Origin of the sequence: Blastomonas sp. (assembly GCF_046294995.1) — a bacterium.
Classification (GTDB): Bacteria; Pseudomonadota; Alphaproteobacteria; order Sphingomonadales; family Sphingomonadaceae; genus Blastomonas.
The window spans coordinates 118,164-144,145 of the sequence record NZ_JBKBOG010000003.1 but is presented as its reverse complement, the minus strand read 5'-3'; the positions used below and the strand labels follow the sequence as shown (position 1 = coordinate 144,145).

Annotated in this window: 24 protein-coding genes; 16 read left to right on the top strand and 8 right to left on the bottom strand. The window is 62.3% G+C overall.

The window, feature by feature from the left end; translation table 11 throughout:
* The first annotated feature begins 6 nt into the window (after nucleotides 1-6).
* Entirely contained in the window at nucleotides 7-1,908 is a 1,902-nt protein-coding gene (dnaK, locus tag ACK4R0_RS06545; protein ID WP_409671999.1) for a molecular chaperone DnaK, read from the top strand.
* A 114-nt stretch (nucleotides 1,909-2,022) separates the two neighbouring features.
* A complete protein-coding gene (dnaJ, locus tag ACK4R0_RS06540) occupies nucleotides 2,023-3,153 on the top strand; it encodes a molecular chaperone DnaJ (protein ID WP_409672238.1) in 1,131 nt (376 codons plus the stop codon).
* A 16-nt stretch (nucleotides 3,154-3,169) separates the two neighbouring features.
* Here the strand turns inward: dnaJ and ACK4R0_RS06535 are convergent, their stop codons facing one another.
* Together ACK4R0_RS06535 and ACK4R0_RS06530 are read right to left on the bottom strand one after the other, a co-directional pair.
* The gene (locus ACK4R0_RS06535) at nucleotides 3,170-3,709 is read right to left on the bottom strand and encodes a (2Fe-2S)-binding protein (RefSeq protein ID WP_409671996.1); all 540 of its coding nucleotides are present in this window, start codon (nucleotides 3,707-3,709) and stop codon (nucleotides 3,170-3,172) included.
* 69 nt (nucleotides 3,710-3,778) lie between these two features.
* Nucleotides 3,779-4,540: a class II aldolase/adducin family protein gene (locus tag ACK4R0_RS06530; RefSeq protein ID WP_409671993.1), complete on the bottom strand. Its 762-nt coding sequence runs from the start codon at nucleotides 4,538-4,540 to the stop codon at nucleotides 3,779-3,781.
* Between the two features lie 30 nt (nucleotides 4,541-4,570).
* On the opposite strand from ACK4R0_RS06530, the gene ACK4R0_RS06525 reads away from it, so the two are divergent.
* The 3 genes from ACK4R0_RS06525 (at nucleotide 4,571) to ACK4R0_RS06515 (ending at nucleotide 6,370) form a co-directional block, all read left to right on the top strand.
* A complete protein-coding gene (locus ACK4R0_RS06525) occupies nucleotides 4,571-5,230 on the top strand; it encodes an SOS response-associated peptidase (RefSeq protein ID WP_409672235.1) in 660 nt (219 codons plus the stop codon).
* Between the two features lie 190 nt (nucleotides 5,231-5,420).
* Nucleotides 5,421-5,627: a 30S ribosomal protein S21 gene (rpsU, locus tag ACK4R0_RS06520; RefSeq protein WP_007688176.1), complete on the top strand. Its 207-nt coding sequence runs from the start codon at nucleotides 5,421-5,423 to the stop codon at nucleotides 5,625-5,627.
* Between the two features lie 131 nt (nucleotides 5,628-5,758).
* Nucleotides 5,759-6,370, top strand: a complete 612-nt coding sequence (locus tag ACK4R0_RS06515; RefSeq protein ID WP_409671989.1) for an FKBP-type peptidyl-prolyl cis-trans isomerase — start codon at nucleotides 5,759-5,761, stop codon at nucleotides 6,368-6,370.
* Between the two features lie 63 nt (nucleotides 6,371-6,433).
* Here the strand turns inward: ACK4R0_RS06515 and ACK4R0_RS06510 are convergent, their stop codons facing one another.
* The 3 genes from ACK4R0_RS06510 to ACK4R0_RS06500 all read right to left on the bottom strand — a co-directional run bounded on the left by ACK4R0_RS06510 (nucleotide 6,434) and on the right by ACK4R0_RS06500 (nucleotide 11,719).
* A complete protein-coding gene (locus ACK4R0_RS06510) occupies nucleotides 6,434-6,877 on the bottom strand; it encodes an acyl-CoA thioesterase (RefSeq protein ID WP_409671986.1) in 444 nt (147 codons plus the stop codon).
* A 171-nt stretch (nucleotides 6,878-7,048) separates the two neighbouring features.
* Nucleotides 7,049-9,685 (bottom strand): TonB-dependent receptor, encoded by a 2,637-nt coding sequence (locus ACK4R0_RS06505; protein WP_409671983.1) that lies wholly within the window; start codon nucleotides 9,683-9,685, stop codon nucleotides 7,049-7,051.
* Nucleotides 9,686-9,934: 249 nt separating this feature from the next.
* Nucleotides 9,935-11,719: an aminopeptidase P family protein gene (locus tag ACK4R0_RS06500; RefSeq protein WP_409671980.1), complete on the bottom strand. Its 1,785-nt coding sequence runs from the start codon at nucleotides 11,717-11,719 to the stop codon at nucleotides 9,935-9,937.
* Between the two features lie 210 nt (nucleotides 11,720-11,929).
* Here ACK4R0_RS06500 and ACK4R0_RS06495 point away from each other — a divergent pair, with 210 nt between their 5' ends.
* The gene (locus tag ACK4R0_RS06495; RefSeq protein ID WP_409672233.1) at nucleotides 11,930-13,996 is read left to right on the top strand and encodes a S9 family peptidase; all 2,067 of its coding nucleotides are present in this window, start codon (nucleotides 11,930-11,932) and stop codon (nucleotides 13,994-13,996) included.
* 27 nt (nucleotides 13,997-14,023) lie between these two features.
* Here the strand turns inward: ACK4R0_RS06495 and ACK4R0_RS06490 are convergent, their stop codons facing one another.
* Complete coding sequence (locus tag ACK4R0_RS06490; protein ID WP_409671977.1) at nucleotides 14,024-14,854, bottom strand: hypothetical protein; 831 nt, start codon at nucleotides 14,852-14,854, stop codon at nucleotides 14,024-14,026.
* 307 nt (nucleotides 14,855-15,161) lie between these two features.
* Here ACK4R0_RS06490 and ACK4R0_RS06485 point away from each other — a divergent pair, with 307 nt between their 5' ends.
* The 4 genes from ACK4R0_RS06485 (at nucleotide 15,162) to ACK4R0_RS06470 (ending at nucleotide 17,913) form a co-directional block, all read left to right on the top strand.
* Complete coding sequence (locus ACK4R0_RS06485) at nucleotides 15,162-15,827, top strand: energy transducer TonB (protein WP_409671974.1); 666 nt, start codon at nucleotides 15,162-15,164, stop codon at nucleotides 15,825-15,827.
* Between the two features lie 98 nt (nucleotides 15,828-15,925).
* Nucleotides 15,926-16,696, top strand: a complete 771-nt coding sequence (locus ACK4R0_RS06480; protein ID WP_409671971.1) for a MotA/TolQ/ExbB proton channel family protein — start codon at nucleotides 15,926-15,928, stop codon at nucleotides 16,694-16,696.
* Nucleotides 16,697-16,890: 194 nt separating this feature from the next.
* Nucleotides 16,891-17,421: an ExbD/TolR family protein gene (locus ACK4R0_RS06475; protein ID WP_409671968.1), complete on the top strand. Its 531-nt coding sequence runs from the start codon at nucleotides 16,891-16,893 to the stop codon at nucleotides 17,419-17,421.
* Nucleotides 17,422-17,472: 51 nt separating this feature from the next.
* Nucleotides 17,473-17,913, top strand: a complete 441-nt coding sequence (locus ACK4R0_RS06470; RefSeq protein WP_409671965.1) for an ExbD/TolR family protein — start codon at nucleotides 17,473-17,475, stop codon at nucleotides 17,911-17,913.
* Between the two features lie 87 nt (nucleotides 17,914-18,000).
* Here the strand turns inward: ACK4R0_RS06470 and ACK4R0_RS06465 are convergent, their stop codons facing one another.
* Together ACK4R0_RS06465 and ACK4R0_RS06460 are read right to left on the bottom strand one after the other, a co-directional pair.
* Nucleotides 18,001-19,281 carry a hypothetical protein gene (locus tag ACK4R0_RS06465; protein WP_409671962.1) on the bottom strand — a complete coding sequence of 427 codons (1,281 nt, stop codon included), beginning with the start codon at nucleotides 19,279-19,281 and terminating at the stop codon, nucleotides 18,001-18,003.
* A 25-nt stretch (nucleotides 19,282-19,306) separates the two neighbouring features.
* Nucleotides 19,307-20,554, bottom strand: coding sequence for a TIGR04063 family PEP-CTERM/XrtA system glycosyltransferase (locus ACK4R0_RS06460; protein ID WP_409671959.1), 1,248 nt, complete (start codon nucleotides 20,552-20,554; stop codon nucleotides 19,307-19,309).
* Between the two features lie 123 nt (nucleotides 20,555-20,677).
* Here ACK4R0_RS06460 and ACK4R0_RS06455 point away from each other — a divergent pair, with 123 nt between their 5' ends.
* The 6 genes from ACK4R0_RS06455 (at nucleotide 20,678) to ACK4R0_RS06430 (ending at nucleotide 25,943) form a co-directional block, all read left to right on the top strand.
* Nucleotides 20,678-20,860 carry a hypothetical protein gene (locus ACK4R0_RS06455; protein ID WP_409671956.1) on the top strand — a complete coding sequence of 61 codons (183 nt, stop codon included), beginning with the start codon at nucleotides 20,678-20,680 and terminating at the stop codon, nucleotides 20,858-20,860.
* Complete coding sequence (locus ACK4R0_RS06450; RefSeq protein WP_409671953.1) at nucleotides 20,853-22,211, top strand: putative O-glycosylation ligase, exosortase A system-associated; 1,359 nt, start codon at nucleotides 20,853-20,855, stop codon at nucleotides 22,209-22,211. The genes ACK4R0_RS06455 and ACK4R0_RS06450 overlap by 8 nt, the downstream gene beginning before the upstream one ends.
* 27 nt (nucleotides 22,212-22,238) lie before the next feature.
* Nucleotides 22,239-23,426, top strand: coding sequence for a mechanosensitive ion channel family protein (locus tag ACK4R0_RS06445; RefSeq protein ID WP_409671950.1), 1,188 nt, complete (start codon nucleotides 22,239-22,241; stop codon nucleotides 23,424-23,426).
* 184 nt (nucleotides 23,427-23,610) lie between these two features.
* The gene (locus tag ACK4R0_RS06440) at nucleotides 23,611-24,069 is read left to right on the top strand and encodes a MaoC family dehydratase (protein ID WP_409671947.1); all 459 of its coding nucleotides are present in this window, start codon (nucleotides 23,611-23,613) and stop codon (nucleotides 24,067-24,069) included.
* A gap of 51 nt (nucleotides 24,070-24,120) precedes the next feature.
* Entirely contained in the window at nucleotides 24,121-25,296 is a 1,176-nt protein-coding gene (locus tag ACK4R0_RS06435) for an acetyl-CoA C-acyltransferase (protein ID WP_409671944.1), read from the top strand.
* Nucleotides 25,297-25,439: 143 nt separating this feature from the next.
* A complete protein-coding gene (locus tag ACK4R0_RS06430; protein ID WP_409671941.1) occupies nucleotides 25,440-25,943 on the top strand; it encodes a pyridoxamine 5'-phosphate oxidase family protein in 504 nt (167 codons plus the stop codon).
* The last annotated feature ends 39 nt before the right edge of the window (nucleotides 25,944-25,982 follow it).

Here is a 25,982-nt window from a genome sequence, read left to right as displayed (position 1 = left end):
AGCACTATGGCAAAAGTAATTGGTATCGACCTTGGCACCACCAACAGCTGCGTATCCGTCATGGACGGCGACAAGCCCAAGGTTATCGAGAATTCCGAAGGCGCGCGCACGACGCCGTCGATCGTCGCGTTCACCAAGGACGGTGAGCGGCTGGTCGGCCAGCCGGCCAAGCGCCAGGCCGTCACCAACCCAGAAAACACCGTGTTCGCGGTCAAGCGCCTGATCGGTCGTCGTTTCGACGATCCGTTGACCAAGAAGGACATGGAACTGGTGCCCTACAGCATCACCAAGGGCTCCAACGGAGATGCCTGGGTGAGCGCGGGCGGCAAGGACTATTCGCCGTCCGAAATCAGCGCGTTCACGCTGCAGAAGATGAAGGAAACCGCCGAGAGCTATCTGGGCGAGACCGTCACGCAGGCCGTGATCACGGTTCCGGCGTACTTCAACGACGCCCAGCGTCAGGCGACCAAGGATGCAGGCCGCATCGCTGGCCTTGAAGTGCTGCGCATCATCAACGAGCCGACCGCAGCGGCACTGGCTTATGGTCTCGACAAGAACGACGGCAAGACCATCGCGGTCTATGACCTTGGCGGCGGCACCTTCGATATCTCGGTGCTCGAAATCGGCGACGGCGTGTTCGAGGTGAAGGCCACCAACGGCGACACCTTCCTGGGCGGCGAGGATTTCGATTCCAAGCTGGTCGAGTTCCTGGCTGAGGATTTCCGCAAGGCCGAGGGCATCGACCTCACCAAGGACAAGCTGGCGCTGCAGCGTCTCAAGGAAGCGTCGGAAAAGGCGAAGATCGAGCTGTCCTCGGCGCAGACCACCGAGGTCAACCTGCCGTTCATCACCGCCGACCAGAACGGACCCAAGCATCTGGTCAAGATGATCAGCCGCTCGGACCTGGAAAAGCTGGTTGCCGATCTGATCAAGCGCACGCTCGACCCGTGCAAGAAGGCGCTCGAAGATGCGGGCCTCAAGGCCTCCGACATCGACGACGTCGTGCTCGTTGGCGGCATGACCCGCATGCCGCGCGTGCGCGAAGTGGTGAAGGAATTCTTCGGCAAGGAGCCGCACACCGGCGTCAACCCCGATGAAGTCGTCGCCATGGGCGCTGCGATCCAGGCAGGCGTGCTGCAGGGCGACGTCAAGGACGTGCTGCTGCTCGACGTGACCCCGCTGTCGCTGGGCATCGAGACGCTGGGCGGCGTGTTCACCCGCATGATCGATCGCAACACCACGATCCCGACCAAGAAGTCGCAGACCTATTCGACCGCTGACGACAACCAGCAGGCCGTGACGATCCGCGTCTTCCAGGGCGAGCGCGAAATGGCGGCGGACAACAAGATGCTCGGCCAGTTCGATCTGGTCGGCATCCCGGCAGCCCCGCGCGGCGTTCCGCAGATCGAGGTCACGTTCGACATCGATGCCAACGGCATCGTCAACGTCTCGGCCAAGGACAAGGGCACCGGCAAGGAACAGCAGATCCGCATCCAGGCCTCTGGCGGCCTCAGCGATGCCGACATCGACCAGATGGTCAAGGATGCCGAGCGTTTTGCCGAGGAAGACAAGAAGCGCCGTGAAGCAGCCGAGGCCAAGAACAACGCCGAGAGCCTGCTGCACAGCACCGAAAAGCAGCTCGAAGAGCATGGTGACAAGGTCGATGCCACGGTCAAGGGCGAGATCGAAACCGCGATCGCCGAGCTCAAGACCGCGATCGAGGGCAACGAGCCCGAAGCGATGAAGTCCAAGACCGAAGCTCTGGCGCAGGCAGCGATGAAGCTGGGCCAGGCGATCTACGAGAAGGAGCAGGCTGCGTCAGCCTCTCCGGCGGCCGATGCCGCTGCGGGTGAAGACAATGTCGTCGACGCCGAGTTCTCGGAAGTTGACGGCGACGCGAAAAACTGATTGCCGGATTGATGACCGACAGTCCGGCCGGGCGGGACGCACTGGCAGGGTGGCACATGCCACCTTGCCGTTCGTTCCGCCTGGTCGCTGCATGAAGAATCGCGACCGATGACTATGGCCACTACCACCGATTATTACGAGCTGCTTGGCGTCTCGCGCACTGCGGACGATGGCACGCTCAAGTCCGCCTATCGCAAGCTGGCGATGCAATGGCACCCCGATCGCAATCCTGGCGACGCCCAGGCCGAAGCGCATTTCAAGGCGATCAGCCAGGCCTATGATTGCCTGAAGGATCCGCAAAAGCGCGCGGCCTATGACCGTTATGGGCACGAAGCCTATGAAAACGGCATGTCCGGCGGCGGGCGTGGCGGTGCGGAGGGATTTTCCGACCTTGGCGATATTTTCGATACCATCTTTGGCGGCGGTTTCGGCGGCGCAGGCGGCAGGCGGGGCCCGGCGCGCGGCGCTGATCTGCGCTATGACATGGAGATCTCGCTCGAAGAGGCCTATCACGGCAAGACCAGCGAAATCTCGATCGATGTTGCTGCGACGTGCGATACCTGCGACGGCTCCGGCGCCGAGCCGGGCACCAAGGTGCGCACCTGCAACCTGTGCGGCGGCAGCGGCAAGATGCGCGCGCAGCAGGGCTTTTTCGTCGTTGAACGCACGTGTCCCAATTGCCATGGCTCGGGCCAGGTCATCGAAAACCCGTGCCGCAGCTGTCGTGGCGAGGGCAGGGTAGACAAGGCCCAGACGCTGTCGGTCGACATACCGCCGGGCGTCGACAACGGCACCCGGATCCGTCTGACAGGCAAGGGCGAGGCGGGTCCCAAGGGATCGCCGCCGGGCGATCTGTACATCTTCATCCATGTCTCGCGCCACCGCATCTTCGAGCGCGATGGTACAACCCTGGTAACGCGCTGTCCGATCAGCATCACGACTGCGGCATTGGGCGGCGAGCTCGAGATTCCGGGGCTCGACGGCAAGCGCCACCGCATCGCCATTCCGGCTGGCATCCAGTCGGGCAAGCAGCTGCGCCAGCGCGGAGCGGGCATGCCGGTGTTGCAGGGCAGGGGCACGGGCGACATGGTCATCCAGATCGACGTCGAGACGCCTACGCGCCTGTCCGCGCGCCAGAAGGAATTGCTGCGCGAATTCCAAGAGACCGAGACCGGTCAGGAGAGCCCGGCTACCACCGGCTTCTTCGCGCGGCTCAAGGAAATGTGGGACGGCATCGGCGAATAAGCGCCGACCGACAGGTTTAGTCGGGCGGGGTCAGCGCGGGCACATCCTTGGCGGCGTCCTCGGGTGAAATGCCCGGTGGCGGCGCCGCTGCGATGGTTTCGCGCCGCCGCATCACCCGGCCTGCCCGTTTGATCGCAGCCCGGACGCGGGGATGGGTGCCGCAGCGACACAGGTTGCGGATGGCGTCGTCGATCTCGGCATCGTTTGGATTGCTGTTCTTGCGCAGCAACACGCTGGCGGCGATGATCATGCCCGGCGTGCAGAAGCCGCACTGCACGGCTTGCTCGGCGACGAACGCCTGCTGCACCGGATGGCTGCGGTCACGGCTGAGCGCCTCGATCGTGGTGACGTAGCGCCCCTCGACTTCGGCGATGCTGACCAGGCAAGAGCGGATCGCTTCGCCATCGATTACCACCATGCACGCGCCGCAATCGCCATTGCCGCAGCCATATTTGGTGCCGGTGAGGTTGGAGGCGTCGCGCAATGCCCACAACAGCGGCGTTGCGGGATCAAGCCGGTACTGCACCGGGCGGTCGTTGACGGTGAACTTGGTCATAAGGCTAGCGCATAACCGGCGGCTGCGGATGTGTCACCCGCAGACCCGCCCAATCAGCTTTCATCGAGATCAATCGCGCCAGCTGGGATCAATCTTGTCGACCTTGCGCACCATCGCCGCGAAATCGGGCACGCCTGCGCCCATCGGCAGTTGCACCTGGCTGAGATCGCGCTGGTGGACGTCAATGACATCCTGCGAAACCAGCAGCGGCTTGCCCATCGACATAGTGGCCAACTGGATCTCGCAGGCTCGCTGCAGTGCCCAATAGGTGATGAACGCCTCGGGCAGGGTGCGGCCCATCACGACCGGGCCATGGTTCCTGAGCATCAGGATGCGCTTGCCGGTGACGGCCTCGACCAGCCGGTCACCTTCCTCCGCGCGGACGGTGACGCCTTCGAAATCATGATAGGCAATGTTGCCGATGAAGTTGCAGGCATAGAAGTTGGTCGGCTGCAGGCCGCCCTCGACCGAGCACACCGCCATCGTCGCCGTGGTGTGCGTATGGATGATGCAGTGCATGTCGGGAATGCGCTTGTGGAACACGCTGTGCTGGGTGAACCCGGCCTTGTTGACCGGATAAAGCGATCCGTCGAGCTTTTCGCCTTCCGAATTGATCTTGACCAGATTGGACGCGCAGACCTCGCTGAAGTGCAGGCCGTAGGGGTTGATCAGAAACGCGTCTTCCTCGCCCGGCACCTTCAAGGTGATGTGGTTGTAGATCATCTCCGACCAGCCCATCATGTCGAAGACCCGATAGCAGGATGCGAGCAGCTTGCGGGCTTCGTGCTCTTCGGTGGACATCTGTTTGCTGGGCTTCAATGCGGTGGCCATCGCGCTCTCCTGTCATTATCATTGGTGGCTATGTGCAACCTGTATCGCATGACTAGCAACGCCGATGCAATCCGGCAGTTGTTCGGTCCGCCTCTCGGCGGGATCGACATGGCAGGGTCGAACCTGGCTATGCTCGAAGCGATCTATCCCGATTACGACGCGCCGGTGATCAGGGCCGATGCAACCACGACAAGGCTGGAAACGATGCGCTGGGGCTGGCCTCCATTCGGTGAGGTCAAGCGCCCGATCACCAATGTCCGCAACCTGCAATCGCCGATGTGGCGGGCGGCATTGCGTGATCCGGAGCGGCGATGCCTGGTCCCGGTGACCGCGTTCTGCGAATATGGCGCAGTGCCCGATCCGGTTACGAAACGAAAGCGCCAGCACTGGTTCGCGCTGGCTTCGGGGCAGCCCTTCGCCTTTGCCGGGATCTGGCGGCCGACCGACAATGGCCCCCGGTTCGCGTTTCTGACCTGCGCGCCCAACACCCTGGTCGGGGCGGTGCATCCCAAGGCCATGCCCGTGATGCTGGCTGACGATGACCTTGGCTGCTGGCTGCACGAGGATTGGGCATTGGCGCAGGCGATGGTGCGACCCTTCGATCCGTCACTGATGCGTGAAGTGGACGAGGGCGCGCCCTCGACGATGCCGCGCGATGATTCAATGTCACAACCGTCGCTGTTCGGCTGAAAAACCGCGAAAACCCTTGAAAACGCCGCCGTGCACTGGTAACGGCCTGCTCGTGACCGACAGCCCGGTGGCTGGCGTGCCCTTTTTTATTGGCCTTTCATCTATGGCTTTTGTGTCCGTTATCCGCGCCCCAAGGCGTGGCGCGAGCGGATCTTATGGCCGAACAAGAATATGGAGCTGACGTAAGTTTATGCAGATTCTCGTACGCGATAACAATGTTGACCAGGCGCTGCGGGCGCTCAAGAAGAAGCTGCAGCGCGAAGGTGTCTATCGCGAAATGAAGCTGCGTCGGCATTACGAGAAGCCGTCTGAAAAGCGTGCGCGTGAAAAGGCCGCCGCCGTGCGTCGCGCCCGCAAGCTCGAGCGCAAGCGCATGGAACGTGACGGCGCGAAATAAGCCCGTTACAGCATCACGAAACTGGCGGAACGGGGTGCCGATTCGCCGCAACTGCCCCTGAGCGGTCTTGCCTGGCTTAACGAGCACGGGCATTCCGGCAGGGGTTCGTGGTATGATAACCGGAGGCTGCCATGTCCGTTACGCGCGTTCCAATCCCACCGATCGAAAAAGGCTCGCTCACCAAATTGTGGCTGGGCGTGGCCGTTGCCGTGTTGGTTGCTGGCGGAACCGCCTGGGCCGGATTGCAGGGTATTCCGCAATCTGCTGCCGGGTTCATGTCGAGCAATGCCGGTGAACCGGGTGTGGTGACGACCGAGAGCGGTCTGCAGATCAAGGAAATCACCAAGGGCACCGGACCATCGCCGACCGACGATGATGTGACGCTGATCAATTACGAGGGCACGCTGATGGACGGCAAGCCGTTCGATGCGAACCAGCGTGTGCCGATGCCCGTCGCCGGGTCGATCCCCGGCTTTTCCGAAGCGCTCAAGCGGATGCAGCGCGGCGGCAAGTACCGCCTGTGGATCCCGCCCGAGCTTGGCTATGGCGCCGAGGAAAAGTCCAATCCCCAGACCGGTGAGGTGGTCATTCCTGCCAACAGCCTGCTGATCTTTGACGTCGAACTGGTCGAGTTCATCCCCGAGGCTCAGCTGCGCGCGATGCAGCAGCAGCTGCAAGGCCAGGGTGGGCCGGGTGGCCCAGGTGGTCCGCCTGAGGGCGTTCCCGGAATGCCGGGCAACTGACACAAACAAAAGGCCGGTGGTTTCACCGGCCTTTTTTGTGTCGACAGTTCGGAAAGCGTGTAGCTAGCTGCCGTCTGGCCGCACCACCTCAAAGGCCATAACCATGTCGCGGAAGAACTGCGGTATGGGAGCGGGCCTGCGGGTCTCCACTGCGAAGTGGACATAGCTGATCGTGACCACGTTGAGCAGCTCTTCGCCCCGGAACATCGCACACTGGCTGGTCATGCTGCTGTTGCCGAAACGAACCATCCGCACCGCCAGATCGATCATGTCATCGGCCACCGCACTTGCGCGGAAGTCGACCGCAGCATGCCGAACCATCATGTCATGATCGGGACCGAACAGGTTGAAGCCGCCGGTCTCGGGCGGCCCGCCTGCGATGCGTAACGCACGAAAATACTCGGTTATGCCCACATCGGCGAACATCAGGTAATTCGCGTTGAAGACGATATTCTGCATATCGACCTCGTGATAATGCACGCGCTTGGGCGCGATGGATCGGAACATGGCCCGGTTCGGCGCGTCCGTCATAGTCTGGTCCCCCGTCATCTTCTGCTGTGTTGCGCAGCGGACTGGCGCAAAAAAAGGGGGGCGTAAAGCCCCCCTATATCCCCGTTTTCAACCGCTTACGTTTCTATCGCCGCAAGGGTCGTGACCAAGCCCGGTCAACTGTGAAGATCAGAACTTGAACCGTACCGTGCCGCCATAGGTGCGCGGCTGGTTGGGGTAGCCCGACACGCTGCCCGACTGGGCAACCGAATCGAACACCGTGGTGATGTACTGTGCATCGAGCAGGTTGCGCGCCCACAGGCTGACCGCCAGGCCGTTGGCCAGTTCGAGCGTCGTCGATGCGTTGATCAGGTTGACCTCGCGGGTGAACTCGCGTGCGCCAGCCTGCTGGTTGCCCGGGCCAAAGGCGTTGAGGCCTTCGATGATCTGCACGCGGCTTTCATAGGCATAGTCACCACGCACCGACAGCGTCATGCCGTTGTCGAATTCGTGCGTGAAGCTGGCGCCCATCGATGCCGACAGCGCAGGGATGCCAGCAGGCGTGGTGCCGCTGAGATCGCCGAATGCCGAGTTGACGAAGCTGTCGTAGGTCGGGTCGAGATAGGTCATCGCAACGAAGATGTTCACGCCGCGTGCAGGCTGAACCGTGCCGTCGAACTCGATGCCGAAGGTGGACTGTTCGCCCGCATTGGCCAGCGCAAAGCCGGTGCCGGTGAAGATGTTGCTCTGGAAACCCTTGATCGACTGCTTGAACACAGCGAGGTTGAACGCGACCAGCGGCCACTGCGCCTTCAGGCCGGCTTCGTAGACTTCAGAGTTTTCCGGACCTGCAAAACGCGAACCGGTGGTCAGGTTGGGCAGCGCCAGACCTGCATCGCGGATCGGCGAAGCGGCAGGGTTGTTCACCGGCGAACCGGGGATGAAGACCGCAGCCGAAGGACGCGAATCGCGGCCCAGGTTGAACGAGCTCGCCTTGAAGCCGGTTGCGTAGGTGGCGTATATGTTGATGTTGTCGGTGACTTCGAAGTTCGCCCGGATGGTGTAGGCGAAATCGTCGTCGCTGGTGCGGCCGTTTTCCACCGCGTTCGGGAAGTTGAGGAACGGCGGGAGGAACTGCAGCGGGCGGAAGGCGAGCAGCGGGTTGACCGCAGGGTTGAGGTTGTTGGCACGTGCGAATGCTGCCGAACCCGCCTGGATCTGACCGAAGGCGGCAGGGTTGGCTGCTGCAAACGCACCGATCTGGGCTGCGTTCGCCTGGCCGGGCAGGCCGAGCGCCTGGCCAACCGTGGTGGCGATACCCTGCTGCGTGATCACCGTGTTGCCGATGCCGACGAGGTCAAGCGCCGAGAATGCGTCGGTGCTGACAGCATCCGAAGACACGCGCTTCTTGTCCTTGGTGTAGTTGAACCCGAAGGTCAGCGTCAGGCGATCGATCGGCTTGAAATCGACCTGACCGAAGATCGAATAGCTGTCGTTCTTGTAGTCATACGAGTCGAACAGGCCCTGGCCCTGCTGGAAGAAGGTGCCGAGCGGAACGCCCAGAATGCCCTGCTCCAGGAACGGCAGCTGGCCGCCGGCGAGCGCGTTGGCATAGGTGCGGAAATCGCTGCCGAATGCCAGAGCGTTGTCGACGTTGATCTTCTCGTTGAAATAGAAGCCGCCGAGCAGGAAGTTGAGCGGGCCGTCGAAGTCCGATGCTACCCGCACTTCCTGCGTGAACGTCTTGATCGCGGTATCGGCCGAGTTCTCGCCGATCAGGTCGGCGCTGGTGAAATCGGAATCCTGGTCGGTGAACGAACGCACTTCGCGATAGGCGGTGATGCTGGTCAGCGAAACCGCGCCAAGGTTGTAATCGGCCTGGACCGATCCACCGTAGTTCTCGATCTCGTTGAGCGAGGCGAAATTGTTGCGGACATTATACGAGAAAGGCGACTGCGGCTCGATCGGGCGGGGGTCGCCGCTCGCCAGCTGCAGCGCACCGAAGATGCCGGGTACCGAGCGGATGTTGGCCGCGATGCAGCAATTCTCGTCGATCTTGTCATAGTCGCCGATCAGACGCACGCTCAGATCCGAGTTGGGCTCCCACAGCAGCTGGCCGCGTACGCCCCAGCGGTCGCGATCGTTGAACTTGATGCCGAGGTTGAGGTCGCGGGCAAAGCCATCACGCTTGTTGATGTTACCGGCAACGCTGAAGGCCAGCGTATCGCTGATCGGGCCGGTGATATCGGCCTTGAGGATGCGGGCATCGAAGTTGCCGTAGGTCGCTTCGACCGAACCGCCGAACTGGAACTGCGGACGTTCGGTAACGATGCTGATGATGCCGGCCGATGCATTCTTGCCGAACAGCGTCGACTGCGGACCACGCAGCACTTCGACGCGCTGGATGTTGGGAAGATCGCCGATCTGGGCGGCCGAGCGCGAACGGTAGACGCCATCGATGAACACGCCGACCGAAGGCTCGATGCCGGGGTTGTTGGCGCCGTTGCCGAAGCCACGGATGATGAAGTTGGTGTTGGCCGAGCTCTGCAGCTGCGATACGCGAAGCGAAGGCACCAGCGTCTGCAGGTCGATGAGATCGCGGATCTGTGCATCTTCGATGTCTTCGCCGCTGGTGACCGATACCGCGATCGGGGTTTCCTGCAGCGTGGTTTCGCGCTTGGATGCGGTCACGATGATGACGTTGGTGTCGACGTTGTCGGCGCCTTGCGCGGCGTCCTGTGCCATCGCGGTGCCCGGCATCGCAAGCGTGCCAAGGGCTGCACCCGAAAGCAGAATCGACTTCAGGCGGGTTTCGGTGAATTTCATGGGTGGGCTCTCCCCTAGGGTGACTGACAAAACGGCTCGATTGTTCGAGCGCTGTTTGGGTTGGCCCCGTCCTTATGTCTGGGGCGTCGCAGTCACAATGGATAACCGAAGGAAATGAACGCGATTCCGCCAGCCGCGTGATATTATTGCAACGGAATATAAGGATTATGCGACGACAATTGCGTCCCAAGCAATTGTGCGTCGCAGCATTCCGTTAACGTCAATTGCCGGAGCGAAAGATCGCGCCTGTCAGCCGATCGGCGCGCACGCCGCTTGCAGCCACTTCAGCGGCTCGCCGTGGAGCTGCGGCCCGACAACGTCCAGCACTTTGGCATGATAGCTGTTCATCCAGGCGAGCTCGTGCGGGCTGAGCAGGGCGGGTTCGATCGCGTTGCGATCGATCGGGGCGAAGGTCAGCGTCTCGAAGCCCAGCATCGGTTGCTCGGCGCCGGCAATCTCGATTTCCTCGACCAGCACCAGGTTTTCGATGCGGATGCCGAATTCGCCCGCCTTGTAATAGCCTGGCTCGTTGGAGCAGATCATTCCCGGACGCAGCGGTTCGCCCATGCCGCCGAATGCCGCGATGCGCTGCGGACCTTCATGCACCGCAAGGAAGCTGCCGACGCCGTGGCCGGTGCCATGCGCATAATCGACACCATCGGCCCACAGAAACTGGCGCGCCAGCGCGTCGAGCTGGCCGCCGGTGGTACCGTGCGGAAAGCGGATCGTGGCGAGCGCAATATGGCCCTTGAGCACTTGCGTGAACCGCCGCTTCATCTCTGCCGTCGGCGTGCCGATAGCGATGGTGCGCGTGATATCGGTGGTGCCGTCGAGATACTGGCCTCCCGAATCCACCAGATAGAGGCTGTCCATCACGATCGGCAGGTTGGTCTCTTCGCTGACCCGGTAGTGGCAGATCGCCCCGTTGGACGACGCACCCGAGATGGTATCGAACGAGGTATCGACCAGCAGGCCCGTCTCCTCGCGGAACGCCAGCAACTGCGCGGCAGCCGAAAGCTCGGTCTCGCCGCCTGCGGGACCTGCAATTGACAGCCAGTGCAGGAACTTGCTCACCGCTGCGCCGTCGCGCGACTGCGCGGCACGCTGCCCGCCGATCTCGGTGTCGTTCTTGATCGCCCGCGGCAGCACGCTCGGGTCACGCCGCGCCACGATCCGGGCACCTGCCGCTTCCAGCCGCGAGAAGATCGCGGCCACTGCGCGTTCGGGATCGACGGCAACGGCCTTGCCGCCAAGTGCATCTAGCCCGGTCTCGAATGCATCATAATCATGCAATGCGACCTGATTGCCCAGATGCGCGCGCAGGGCGTCGCTCACCTTTTCGGGGGCCACGTACAGGTCGGCGGTGCCGTCGGCGCGAACGACGCCGTAAGACAGCGTCACCGGCGTATGGGTGATGTCGCCGCCGCGCACGTTGAAGACCCATGCCACCGAATCCAGCGCGGTGATGACGGCGGCGTCGAGCCCTTCGTCGGTCAGCCAGCGGCCGATGGCGGCGCGCTTGTCTGCGGACTCGCGGCCCGAATACGCGATCGGGTGCGGGTTCATGCTTGCGGCAGGGCGCTCGGGCTGGTCGTGCCATACCGCGTCCACCGGGTTGGCGGTGGTCGCAACCAATGCCGCGCTGCGCTTGGCCAGCCGGGCAGAAGCCTGTTGCACCCAGTCGCGGGTGTGCAGCCAGGCATCATAACCGATCTTGCCGCCTTCGGGCGCATGCTGGCCCAGCCAGTCGGCCACGCTCTGCTGGGCGATGCCGACATATTCGTAAAGCCGTCCATCGACCTGATCGCGCACCTGGATGGTGTAGCGCCCATCGACGAAAATCGCTGCGCGGTCGGCCAGCACGACGGCGGTGCCCGCCGATCCGCCAAAGCCGGTCAGCCATTCGAGCCGCTGGGCATAGTCGCCGATATATTCGCTCATGTGCTCATCGCAGATCGGCACGACGAAACCGTCGAACTGCTGGCGCTTAAGTTGTTCGCGCAGATCGGCCAGGCGGGCTTCATGGGTGGACATCAGCATAAGGCGGCAGCAACTCCTTGCAAAAGCGATAGGGTGGCAAGATAGAGATGATCCGCGCCCGGCGCCACCCCGTCATACCTTTAAGAGCAACCGAAAGGCGTCTTCTTGCCGATCCATCCCTCGCTCAACTCCGCCATCGCCATCGCTGCGTTCGCAACCATGCTGGCGACGTTGCCAGCCGTTCAAGCCAACGAAAGTTCATCCATGTCGCAAGCAACCACTCCGCCGATCGCCCTGCAAAAGCCGTACAGCTTCGAACGTCATGGCGAAACGCTGCACGATCCCTGGCACTGGCTCCGCGACCCGGGCTATCCCAAGGTCGAGGATGCGGACATCCTGACCTATCTGAAGGCCGAGAACAGCTGGTTCGAAGCGCAGATGAAGCCCTACGAACCGCTGGTCGAGACCCTGTTCCAGGAGATGAAGGGGCGGATCAAGGAGGACGATGCCTCGGTCCCGCAGAAGGACGGCGATTGGCTGTATTGGGTCGAGTACGACAAGGGCGCGCAATACAAGAAATGGTATCGCAAACCCGTGGCCGGCGGCGACAAGGTGCTGCTGCTTGACGAAACCGAACTGGCCAGCGACGCCGAGTATTTCCGGCTCGGCGCGTTTTCGGTCAGCCCCGATGGCAATTTGCTGGCCTATGCGGTCGATGACGATGGATCGGAACGGTTCGATGCCCGGATCAAGGATTTGACCACGGGCCAGATTCTTCCCGATGTCATCCCCGGCACCCTGTCCTCGCTGATCTGGCGTGCGGACTCGGGCGCGTTGCTTTATGGCCTGGCCAACGAGAACTGGCGCACCGACAACGCCAGGATGCATGTGCTGGGAACGCCCGTCGAAAGCGATGTCGAGCTGTACAAGGAGGCCGACGAAGGTTTCCGCGTCGATATCGGCATGACCTCGTCCGAGAAGTTTATCGTCATCGCCACCGGCGACAACGAGACCAGCGAGGTTCGGCTGGTGCCTGCCGACAATCCGCAAGCCACCCCCATCCTCGTCCGCCCGCGCAAGAAGGGCGTCGAATATGACGTGGAAGAGCGCGATGGCACGCTGTTCATCCATACCAACGATGACCACATCAACTTTAGCCTCGCGACCGCGAGCGTCGAACAGCCCGATGTGTGGACCACGCTGATCCCCGGATCGGATGATTTCTACATGACCGACATGACCGCCTTCAAGGACTTCTATGTCGTGGAAGGACGGCGCAGCGGCCTCGATCAGATCGAGATCCGCGATTATGCCGACGCTGCAAAGATCACCCCGATCACCTTTCCCGAAGCCAGCTACTCGGCATCGCTCGGCGACAATCCCGAATGGGACATGAAGGTGCTGCGGCTCGCCTATGAATCTATGGTCACCCCCGACACGGTATACGACTATGACGTGGCGACGGGCGGCCTCGCCGTGCTCAAGGTGCAGGAGGTGCCTTCGGGCTACAACCCTGACGATTATGTTACCGAACGGCTGACGATCACCGCACGCGACGGCACGCAGGTGCCGGTGTCGGTGATCCATCGCAAGGGGATGAAGCGCGACGGGACGGCTCCGCTGCATCTTTATGCTTATGGCGCCTATGGCTTTGCGATCCCGCCCAACTTCTCGGTTACCCGGCTCAGCCTGGTTGATCGCGGCTTTGCCTATGCGATTGCGCATATCCGGGGCGGCGACGACCTTGGCCGCCAATGGTATCTCGACGGCAAGCTGACCAAGCGGACCAACACGTTCAACGACTTCGTCGATGTCGCCAAGGGGCTGATCGACCTGGGCTATTCCGCCAAGGGCAGGGTCACCGCGAGCGGCGGATCGGCCGGCGGCGAGCTGATGGGGGCGATCGTCAACTCCGATCCCGATCTGTGGGGCGCGATCGTGGCGCATGTCCCGTTCGTCGATGTGCTCAACACCATGCTCGACGAAACGCTGCCGCTGACGCCGGGCGAGTGGCCCGAATGGGGCAACCCGATCACCGACAAGGCAGCGTTCGACCTGCTGCGGTCGTACAGCCCCTATGACAATGTCGGTGCGCACGCCTATCCGCCGATGCTGGTCACCGCCGGATTGAACGACCCGCGGGTGACCTATTGGGAGCCGGCGAAGTGGGTGGCGAAGCTGCGCGTGACCAAGACCGACGACAACATGCTATTGCTCAAGACCAACATGGGCGCAGGGCATGGCGGCAAATCGGGCAGGTTCGATTCCCTTAAGGAAACCGCAGAAGAGTTCGCCTTCATCCTCTGGCAGATGGGGATGGCGGCCAAGTAGACCGCCATCAAGCCCGGGGCAGGGGCGTCAGCTCCTGCACGGGCCCAGCTGCTGGAGGACGAAGTTGTAGTCTCGGCGGGCAAGGTCGTTGTCCGCCGGGGTATCGGAAACCAGCGCGCGCGCCGGGATCTCCGCAGGCAGCGAGCAGGCAAGGCGATACCATAGCAACGATCCCGGGCGTGGCGGCGCGGCGGCCTCGTCGACGATCTCGGTCAGTGACACCGCCCAGCGCGCGGCCAGCCCGGGGCGCCGCAGGACGCTGATCGAAACCGGGTCGCCTGTCGATGTCGCCAGGAATATCTGGGTTTCGCCTTCACCCTGCAGGTTGCCGCGGACATGCAGCGCCTCGCGGATGCCGCGGATGGTCGGCGGCGCACCGGGCGCGACCAGTTCGGTCACGATCGTGCGGACCTGCTGTTCGGTCTCTGCCGTCCAGGGAATTTGCGCATTCTTGGCGACCAGCTGCACCTCGCCGGGACGGCCGCCAGCGCGTGCGAACAGCAGGAACTGTGCATTTTTGAGCTTCGGCACCTTGCCGCGGGCGTCACGCGGCACATCGACAAGGTACCGAATCGATTCGCTGACACCGGCCTTTCCGCGAATGAGATTGAGCACCTGGGCCTCCACGAACAGTCGCGCCATATTGGTGGGAACGTCCGGCGCACGCGCAGGATCGACGACGGTGGTCTTCTTTATCTGCACCCTGAGGACCTGGGGGGCGGTATCGGCCAACCCGGCAAGCGTTACATAGTCAGAGACGGCAGCGGACGGGAAGTCCTGCGCGGATGCGGCAAAAGTGCCGGAAAACACGGCTGCAAGCGCTGTCGCAGCTGCAATCGGGATCATGGCTGAGCGCATGGAAGTGTCTCCTGGAATGCGGGGATGGGAAGGCAGCTTTCGGGACTCAAGGGTTAATTCAAACTGAATCCATTTAAGCGATTGCCTGCAGATAAGTTGCGCGTTAAATCCTCTTTCGGGCAAGAGAAAAACAAACCAGAGGCGGAAATGCATCGGGAGCGCGGGGCAGCCAGATAGGTTGCAATGCGCAATTTATGCGTTTTCGCACCAGCCGCGGTCATCGGCTGGTTTGTCCGGGTGTCGTATATTGAGAAATAGGCGCGGCCCGGGGGACAGGTTTAATAAGGGTAAGGAGCGTCGTTTCTGAATGGCCTATGCTGATCAACAGGCAAGCGGAAACAAGATAGTTTCCCTCGTGATCGTGGCGCTGATCCACATCGTGGTGATTTACGCTCTGGTGACGGGACTTGCATATAGCGCGGTCAAGTCGGTCGCGGAAAAACTGAACGTCATCGACGTTCAAGAAGAGGTTGTCGAGCCACCGCCGCCACCGCCTCCGCCGCCGGACCAGCCGGTGACACCACCACCGGTCGTAACGCCGCCGCCGATCGTGCGGACTCCGCCGACGTCGGCACCGACCATAACCACCACCAATACGCCGCCGCCGGTGTTCATCCCGCAGCCTATCGCTGCGCCGCCACCAGCACCACCGGCTCCGCCGCCAGCAGCGCCCTCGAAAGCTGCAGGTGCATCACCGCGTGGCAATCCGGGAAGCTGGGCGACGCCAAACGATTATCCGGCACGTGCGCTTCGTGAAGAGCGCGCCGGCACCACCAGGTTCCGTGTGAACATTGGCCCCGATGGCCGTGTCACCAATTGCGAGATCACCGGTTCGAGCGGCCATGCCGATCTTGACGAAGCGACTTGCAAGAACGTGACCCGCAGAGCGCGCTTCAAGCCCGCTGTGGACGCGGCAGGAAATCCCATCGCAGATACCTATTCGAATGCGGTGCGCTGGGAAATCCCGAGGTAATCGATTGGACTGGATGCCGCTGCGGCGGCTTGGGTTTTGGTTTTTAGACGCACCGGTTTTGTGACGGCGCTCTATATATTCTCTGAGAGGAAACTTAGATGTTGATTGAAATGCTTGCAGCGGCTGGAGCCGAGGCGCCGAAAAACGCTTTCGGTTTCATGGAAGCACTCGAGCAGGGCGGTATCATCGCTTATGCGACCGTTGGTATCCTGGGTATCATGTCGTTCGGATCGTTCTTCATCCTGTTCACCAAGCTGTTCGAGCAGCAGAAGGTGCTTTCGCAGGGCGCCAAGGTGCGCGAAACGTTCTGGCGCGCTGGCAGCATGAAGGAAGGTGCCGCCAAGCTCGACAAGAACACCGCCTATCGCCAGATCGTCGACGACGGCATCAAGGCGCAGGAAGAGCATGCCAAGCTGACCGATCCGGTCGAGGCGCATGACTGGCTGCACGGTTCGCTGAACCGTTCGGAAGCTGCCATCAACGCCAAGCTGGCCGGCGGCCTGCCGTTCCTGGCGACCGTGGGTGCGACCTCGCCGTTCATTGGTCTGTTCGGTACCGTTATCGGTATCTACCGCGCACTGATCAAGATCGGCATCTCGGGTTCGGCATCGATCGACCAGGTTGCTGGACCGGTTGGTGAGGCACTGATCATGACCGCACTGGGTCTTGGCGTTGCTGTTCCCGCCGTGCTTGCCTACAACTGGCTGCAGGCGCGCAACAAGCAGATCGCTGCACAGCTCAGCGCCTTCTCGACCGACGTCCTGGGCTACATGGCATCGAACGGTGCAGTTATGCCCGCTGGACCAGCAGTCCCCGGCAAGCCTGCTCCTACGGCCAAGCCGGTCGTTGCAGCGCCGATCAAGAAGTAAGTAGCGTTTCATCGGTCCGACGGGTGGGCGAATGCGTCCCCCGTCGGCTGATGGTGTCGGCATCTGGACCGCTCACATTTGGCGCTCGATCGCCGTTGACGACAGGATGTTCGTGACTGCCAAGCGCCAGTGCGCAAGGCAAAACCACTCCGGGCGATTTTTGGCCCGGTAAGTAGAGAATAGGATTTATTGCGATGGCAATGAGCGTTGGAGGCGACGGCGCCAAGGAAAAGCCGATGTCGGACATCAACACGACGCCGCTCGTGGACGTCATGCTGGTGCTTCTGATCATCTTCCTGATCGCGATTCCGGTGGTTATCCAGACGGTCGATGACCTGACCATTCCGGTGGTCGAATTCGAACCGACCGAAACCAAGGCTGAAAACATGCTGCTGTCGGTCACCTCGACCGACGTCAACGGCCTGAGCCCTGGCGATCCCGGATTTGCTGGAGCCAGCCCGAACGGGGAATGCCGCGTCTACATCAACGTGACGCCGGTGGACAATGCCCAGCTTGAAGAAGCCGCTGTGAAGCGTCTTGAATCGATCATCGCAAGCGTCGGCGGTGTGGAAAACCTGACGGAAGAAGACCTTCCCGAAGTGCACATCCGCGGCGATGTCAATGCTCCCTACCGGTGCATTGGTGGGGCCATCTATACGGTCCAGCGGGCTGGGTTCTCCAAGGTGGGCTTCATCTCCTCGCCGATCGACCTGACTGCAGTTTGATTGTGACCGTTCTTGAACGGTCTCCACTTAAGAAATTTGGAGTAGCTTGATATGGCAATGAGCGGCGGCAGCGATGATGGCGAGCCGATGATGGAGATGAACACGACGCCGTTGATCGACGTCATGCTCGTGCTCCTCATCATGTTCATCATCACCATCCCGGTCCAGACCCATGCGGTGAAAATCGACCTTCCGCAGGATTCCCCCCCGACAGAAACCTTGGTCGATCCGGTCAAGAACAAGCTGATCGTCGACGTCAGCGATACCCTCCTGTGGAATGGTACGCCGGTGTCGCAGAGCCAGCTGGCAGGCATTCTGGCGCAGACCCGCAACATGCAGCCTGAGCCCGAACTGCAGTTCCAGCCCGATGCCCGCGCGCGTTACCAGATCGTCGATGAGGTTCTGGTGGTGATCAAGACCAGCGGTGTCACCAAGCTGGGCTTTGTCGGTAACGAACAGTACGGTACGTTCGAGCGTCCTCCGGGCAAGTGATCGACCGGCCTTTTCCTCACCGGAAATGGACAGAAAAAAGGGCGGCGTAGCGATACGCCGCCCTTTTTCGTTGTGTCCTCAAGCGGCTCAGAGGTTGCGCTGACGATCCGAGAGCTGACGCAATGTCGCCAGCGCATCGCGGAGCGCAGCGTCCATGTCGTCTTCGGCCGCCGGTGTTGCAGCATCGGAAAGAGGCTGTTCATCCTCCTGCTCGATCGTTGCGGCGTCTGCCTCAGGCACCATTGGTTGATGATATTCGGTGGGTTCTTCCCAAACTCCGACATCTGCAGGCCACGTCACCGGCTCGACGTCATTGTCTTCGGCGACCTGATCCACCTTCTCGGCCGAATGCAGGCCAAGGTTGAACCGCATCGGCGAAGGGGCATCCTCTTCGGCGGTGGCTGATGCCAGCGCCAGCGGCACGATCCTGCGCGCAGGCGTTGCATCGGCCTGGGCTGCGGCCAGTTCCTGTGCCTGCGTCCGGCGACGGACGAGGCCGGTTTCGAGCCGATCAAGCAAGGCCGCGATACCAAGACTGGCAAGGTCACTGCTGTGCGTTGCCTCTTCAGCCGCAAAAGGCTGCGTCTCTTCGACCACAAGTGGATACGGCTTTTCCGAAGCCTCGGCAGGCATTGGTGCCGCCATCGGCGCTTGCACGGGGGCTGCCACCGGCATTTCCATCGGCGCTTCGACCGGGGGGGCAAACCGCATCGATGGCGATTGTGCCAGCGGTTCAGGCTGCGCGAGTGCCATCTCGGCATCGAGCGCCAGCGGCTGTGCTTCGGTGACGCGAGCAGGAGGCGTCGGATCGAGCGGCGCACCAAGATCGCTGCTCGCCATGATCGGTGCGCGCACTGGCGCATCGGGATGCTGATCACCCATCCGGACTCGCAGGCGGCTCAATTCAGAAAAGTCAGAAATTTCACCCTCTGCCGGCTCGCTCTTGCCAAAGCGAAGGGTCCGCAGCCAGCCTGCCAGCCTGGTCGCGCCAAAGCCGCTGGCAGTTGCCGCCTGGCCTTGGTTCATGTCATCGGAAGCCGCATCGGGCGTGACGGCAGTTTCATATCCCATATCATCAGTCTCCCCGCGCGGCAGCAGCGCCAGCAGCGCTCCTGCGGTCAGTGTTCCAATCCCCGCACTCAACGCCAACCGGGCGGTTGTGCCCAATGGCGGCGCTGCTGCGGGCAGCAGCTCGGCGATGCCATATGCGCTGACGAAACCTTCGATCGCATTCATCGGGATGAAGCTGCTACCGGCGGCCGCGGCCAGTCCGCCGCCGAGCGCGATGGCGGTGGGGTAGCGAACGGGGGAGGGCGCTGCGGCATCGCTGCGGCCCTGTTCCGCATCAGGTTGCGTATCGGTTGTCATGTTCAAACCTGTGGCTGCGCTTTCGTCAGGCGGCATCGGAAACGGCCCCACCTGCCTGCGGGTCTAGCATGCGTTGGTAAACGGGTTGATAACGCTGAACATTGCGCGCCCAGTTGCGTTCCTCGGCGACGAAACGGCGTGCCGCCTCGCGCCGGACGTCCCAGATGTCGCGCGCATCGGCTAGATCGGCCAGCGCCGTCGCCATCGCTGCGGGATCATCTGCCGGGAACAGCGTGCCCGTCACTCCGTCCGCAATCAGTTCGCGGTGGCCGCCGACATCGGACGCGGCGACCAGCCGACCCTGCGCCATCGCTTCGAGCGGCTTGAGCGGAGTTACAAGCTCGGTCAGCCGCATCGCCTTGCGTGGATAGGCCAGGATGTCGATCAGGCTGTAATACTGTTCGACCTCATGGTGCGGCACACGCCCGGCAAAGCAGATCGCGTGCGCGGCGGGCGAGGCGGCAACCTGTGCGCGCAAGGCGTCTTCGGCAGGGCCACCTCCGACCAAAAGGAGCCGGATGTCGGCATTGCGCATCAGCAGCATCGGCATCGCGGCGATCAGATCGTCCAGGCCCTCATAGGGATAGAAGCTGCCGATGAAGCCGATCACGGTCTTGCCGGTCAGCCCCAGCGCCTCGGCTCGCGCCGGGTCGGCAGGCACCGGTGTGCCGAACATTTCCATATCGACACCATTGGGCGAAACCATGATCTTGGCTGCGGGAAAGCCACGTTCGATCAGATCGGTGCGCAGGCCCTCGCAGATTACCGCGACGGCATCCGCACCAGCCACCGCTCGGCTCTCCATCTGCCGGGTCAGCCAGTATTTGGGCGAACCTTGCGTCCCGGTGCCGTTGCCGACCGCCGCGTCCTCCCAGAAGGCACGGATCTCGTAAAGCACCGGCAGGCCAAGCTTGCGTCCGACCCTGAGCGCGGCAAGACCGTCGAGCGCGGGCGAATGCGCGTGCAGGATATCGGGCTTCCATATCGCGCAGGTCGCCTCGATCGCGCGAGCGAGCGCGGCAATGTCGCGCCATTCGCGCAGGCCGGGCGGACCTGTTACCGTCTCCATCGTGCGGTGGAAGGTCAGGCCATCGTGCACCTCGACCGGCTCCACCGTGGCACCCTTGGCCAGCGACGCCTGGTGCCGGATGCTGGTGACCCCGCGCACGTCGAGCCCCGCGCGCTGCTGCGCGGTCATGATCGCACGGGTGCGGAACGCATAGCCGCTGTGCAGCGGCAGGCTGTGGTCTAGAACATGGAGGATCCGGGTCATGATGGCCAAACCTATGGCGCAAAAGGTTTAACGCCGCGTCAACCCATTGCGGTTAGAGGCTTTAGACATGGATGCGCCGGGTGCATAGTCGCGCGGCGCCACAGGGGCTACGGGACCGGACGAATGGTCGACAACTTTGCCATTGCGGTTTCCCATCTGCTCGTCGCCATCGCGATCTGGCGCCTGACCTGGCGCGCCGATCTCGATCACGAGGATCCGCCTGCACGCGATGAGGTCGCGACCGGTTTTTTCCGGTCCAAGCCGCGCCCGGGCAGCGCTGACCGAAAGGGCGGCACCGATGCGTGATCTGGCCTTTGTCGGTTTCCTGATGGCGTTTCTGGCGCTCGGCTTCAAACGACCGTTCATCTTCGTGCTGGCCTATGCCTATGTCGATATCGTCGCGCCGCAGCGGCTGAGCTACTGGATGCTCAATACGGTGCCGATATCGCTGATCGTGTTCGGTCTCGCGTTTCTGGGCTGGCTGATCGCCGACGACAAGAAGGACATTCGCGTCTCGTTCCGCCAGGGGGTGATGGCGCTGCTGTTCGTCTATTGCGCATATACCACCACCGTCGCCGATTTCCCGATCGACGCGCAGGGCAAATGGGACTGGGTGTGGAAGGCGCTGGTGTTCGCGATGTTCCTGCCGCTGACGTTGCGCACCAAGTTGCGGATCGAGGCGCTTGGGCTGTTGATGGTGCTGTGCGCCTGCTCGATCATCATCACCGGCGGCATCAAGACGCTTGTTTCAGGCGGCGGCTATGGCGTGATGCGGCTGCTGATCGATGACAACAGCGGGCTATACGAGGGCTCGATCATCTCGACGGTAGCGATCTGCATCATCCCGCTGATCCTGTGGCTGTCGAAATATGGCACCGTGTTTCCGCCCGACTGGAAGACCAAGGGCTTTGCCTATGCCCTGGTCGTCGCGTGCATGCTGATCCCGGTGGGCACCCAGGCCCGCACCGGGCTGGTGTGCCTTGGCGTGCTCGCGGTGCTGATGCTCCGTTTTGTCCGGCACCGCTTCCTGTATGCCGGGCTGGCAGCCGCGCTTGCGGTGGTGGCGGTTCCATTTCTGCCGCAAAGCTTCACCAGCCGGATGGCGACGATCGGCGAGTACAAGGCCGACCAGTCGGCCTCCACCCGCGTGGCGGTTTGGGCTTGGACTTGGCAGTACGTCCAGTCGAACCCGATGGGCGGCGGGTTCGAAGCCTATCTGCAGAACAAGGTGAAGTTCGATACCGTGGCGTCCACCGGCGACGGGACCACCACCCAGGTCGAAAAGCAGGAGGTGACCGATGCCGGCCGCGCCTATCACTCCAGCTATTTCGAGATGCTGGGCGAACAGGGCTTCCCCGGTCTCGTCATGTGGCTGGTGATCCATCTGGGCGGGATCTGGCGGATGGAGGTGGTCCAGCGATTGTCCCGCAAGCGAAAGCGCGCCGACGAGGAATGGGTGGTGCCGCTGGCACTGGCGCTGCAGAACGGGCAGATCATCTACATGATCGGCTCGCTGTTTGTGGGGATCGCCTTCCAGCCGTTCATCTACATGCTGATCGCGCTGCAGATCGGGTTGGACACCTATCTTGCGCGCCGTCGCAAGGAGGCTGCCTTCCGCCCCCTGACGGGCGGCAAACGCGCCGTCCGGGTTGCATGAAGCGCTCTGGCTGCCTAATTGGCGCGGATGACAAAAGCGCCCACGCCCACCGAACCCGGCCCCATCCTCCCTGAGCCGCTGACCGCCGCCGAAGTGGAGCAAAGGCTTAACGGACTTTGGGCCTGGATCAGCGCGCATGCGGTCGAGATTGCGATCGCTGCCGGCGTCGGTACCGCGATCTATCTGGCGCTGGCGTTTCTGCAAAGACATGCCCGCCTCTACGCCGAGCGTCAGGTGGACCGGCTGTCCGTCGCCGCGATCATCGCGCGAACGCTGTCGAAGACCAAACAATATTTCCTTATCATGGTGGCCGTCCGACTGGTCGTCGGTTTTTCCGAGGCACCTGCGGGAATCGTGCAGGTGGTCAGCTTCCTGTTCACGATCGCATCGGTGTTCCAGACCGCGATCTGGGCGCGCGAAATCATCTTGGGGATGATCGAGCGCAGGGCCACGGTCAGCGACGATGCCGGCAGCGAGACGCTGGCCAACGCGATGTCGCTGATCCGCCTGCTGGTGACGGTCGTGCTGTTCGCGATCGCAGCGATCATGGTGCTCGACAATCTGGGCGTCAACGTCACCGGCCTCATCGCAGGTCTGGGCATAGGCGGTATCGCCATCGGTCTGGCCGCGCAGGGTATCTTCTCGGACCTTTTCGCAGCGCTTTCGATCATCTTCGACAAGCCGTTCAGGCGCGGCGAAACCATCGGTTTCGACACCACCACCGCGACGGTCGAAAAGATCGGCCTGAAAAGCGCCCGCCTGCGTTCGGTTACGGGTGAGGAGATCATTATCTCCAATACCAATCTGCTGTCGAAGCAGATCATCAACTATACCCGCCTCAACCGCAGGCGGACCCGCTACATGATCGGCCTGGTTTACCAGACGCCGCCGGACAGGGCGCGTCAGGTGCCCAATATGGTGCGCGAGATCGTCGAGCAGGCGAACGCCGTGTTCGTCCGGTGCGGCTTTGTCGGCTTTGGCGCCAGCTCGATCGATTTCGAGCTGGATTTCGACGTGATGAGCAGTGAGTTCGATGTCGTTTTCGAAACGCGCCATCGTGTCGGGCTGGCGATCCTTGAGCGATTTAATGCCGAAGGGCTTGAGTTCGCCTATCCCACGCAGACCACGTTCACCGCTGCGCCCGACGGAAAGATGGTGCTGCCATATCCCGAAGGCGGGTTTGCCGTGGCCGTCGAGGATCACCGCAAGGGCTAGTTCTGACGACCGAGTCGCACGCCTGAGCACGTTTCCGTTTGCGTAAACCCCGACATCCGGTGCGCATGCCGTAGCGGCGTGCGGTCGGGCCTTGTAACGGCCTTGGAAAAGCGCCAAAAGACGCCAGTTCCATCTGGCAGTCTGTCACCAGGGCAGTCGCCGGACCATCGACAGGAGAGCAAATATGAGCGCAATTTCCGCGCAGGAAATGCAGGGCATGGTCGGCAAGTCGCTGGGCACGTCCGAATGGCTGCTGGTTGACCAGGAAATGATCAACAAGTTCGCCGACGCCACCGGCGATCACCAGTTCATCCATGTGAACGAGGAAATGGCCAAGATGACGCCGTTCGGCGGCACCATCGCCCATGGCTTCCTTACTCTGTCGCTGTTCCCGGTGATGATGGAAAAATCGGATTGCCCCCGCGTCAAGGACGTCAAGATGGGCGTCAATTATGGTGGCAACAAGGTTCGCTTCCTGGCGCCGGTCCGTTCGGGCAAGCGTGTTCGCGGCCTTTTCAAGCTGCTCGAGCTTGAAGAAAAGCGGCCCGGCCAGTGGCAGCAGACGCTGGAATTCAGCGTCGAGATCGAAGGCGAAGACAAGCCTGCCCTGATGGCAGAATGGATCAGCCAGTTTTTTGTGTGACCCAGACCGGCCTGCGGACGAACAGTCGCAGGCATATCCAGGAGAATTCCCATGCGTGATGCAGTCATAGTTTCCACTGCCCGTACCCCCATCGGCAAGGCCTATCGCGGGGGCTTCAACGCGACCCCGTCGCCGACGCTCGCCGCCCATTCGATCCGCGCCGCTGTCGAGCGGGCAGGGATCGAAGGCGGCCAGGTCGACGATGTCGTGATGGGTGCCGCGCTCCAGCAGGGCGTGCAGCACACCATCGGCCGCACCGCCGCGCTGCGTGCGGGCCTTCCCGTCACCGTTGCAGGCATGTCGATCGACCGTCAGTGCTCGTCGGGCGTGATGTCGATCGCGACTGCGGCGAAGCAGATCATCGTCGATCGCATGGACATCGTCGTTGCCGGCGGCGTCGAATCCATCTCGATGGTGCAGACCCCGGAAATGCGCGTCGCGCCCGACCCGGAACTGCTGGCGATGCACAACGACGTGTACATGCCGATGCTGCAGACCGCCGAGACTGTGGCGAAGCGCTACAACATCAGCCGCGATCGGATGGACGAATATGCCTATCGCTCGCAGATGCGCACTGCCGCTGCACAGGCCGCAGGCAAGTTCGACGATGAAATCATCCCCGTAAAGGCGAAGATGGCGTTCAAGAACAAGGAAACTGGCGAGGTCACGATGACCGATGTCGAAGTGACCAAGGACGAAGGCAACCGCGCCGATACCACGCTCGAAGGCCTCAAGGGCCTGCAGCCCGTCATGGGCCCGGGCATGAACATCACCGCAGGCAACGCCAGCCAGCTTTCGGATGGCGCCTCTTCGGTGGTGCTGATGGAAGCCAAGCTTGCCGAGCAGAAGGGTCTGCAGCCGCTGGGCCGCTATGTCGGCATGGCCGCCGCTGGCACCGAGCCCGACGAGATGGGCATCGGGCCCGTGTTCGCGGTGCCGCAGCTGCTCAAGCGCTTCGGCCTGAAGATGGACGATATCGGCCTGTGGGAGCTCAACGAAGCCTTCGCGGTGCAGGTGCTGTACTGCCAGGACGTGCTCGGCATTCCTGACGAACTGCTCAACGTCAATGGCGGCTCGATTTCGATCGGCCACCCCTATGGCATGACCGGCGCACGTTGCACCGGCCACGCGCTGATCGAAGGCAAGCGTCGCGGCGCGAAATACGTCGTCGTCACGATGTGCGTCGGCGGCGGCATGGGCGCTGCGGGACTGTTCGAAGTCTTCTGATTCCGGCATCCGTAACGGATAAAAAACCCCGCCCCGGCGCCACGCCGGGGCGGGGTTTTTCTTGGGCTGCTGAGGCGGCCCATACGGGAACGACATGCGGAGCCGACCGTAACCTGCCTGTACACCTTGCAGGAGCCGTAAGCATGATTCACACCCCCACCGCCCCAGCCGATACGCACGAATCGCTCGATGCATTCTGGAGCGCGCTCGAATCGAGCCCGTTCGTGATGCTGGGTCTTCCCGCGCAGAATGCCCACAGCATGCCTATGACCGCGCAGTTCGATGGCCGCCACGGCCCGATCTGGTTTTACGGTTCGCGCTCGAGCCGACTGGTCGAGGGACTGACCTCGACGAACGATGCGATGGCCCAGTATGTCGGTGAAGGGCACAAGCTGTTCGCCTGCATCTCTGGCATGCTGACAATCGACAACAACCCCGAGATCATCGACAAGTTCTGGTCGAATTCGGTCGAGGCCTGGTATCCTCAGGGCAAGTCCGATCCCGATCTGGTGATGTTGCGCTTCGACCTCAACCATGCCGAAATCTGGCAGGCCGATATGTCGCTGATGGGCAAGATCAAGATGATGTTCGGCGGAACGATGAGCGCCGCCGATCTTGAAGGCAAGCACGTCGAAACGTCGATCTGACGTCACGAACGGTATGAGCAGACACGCCGCCTGGCCCGA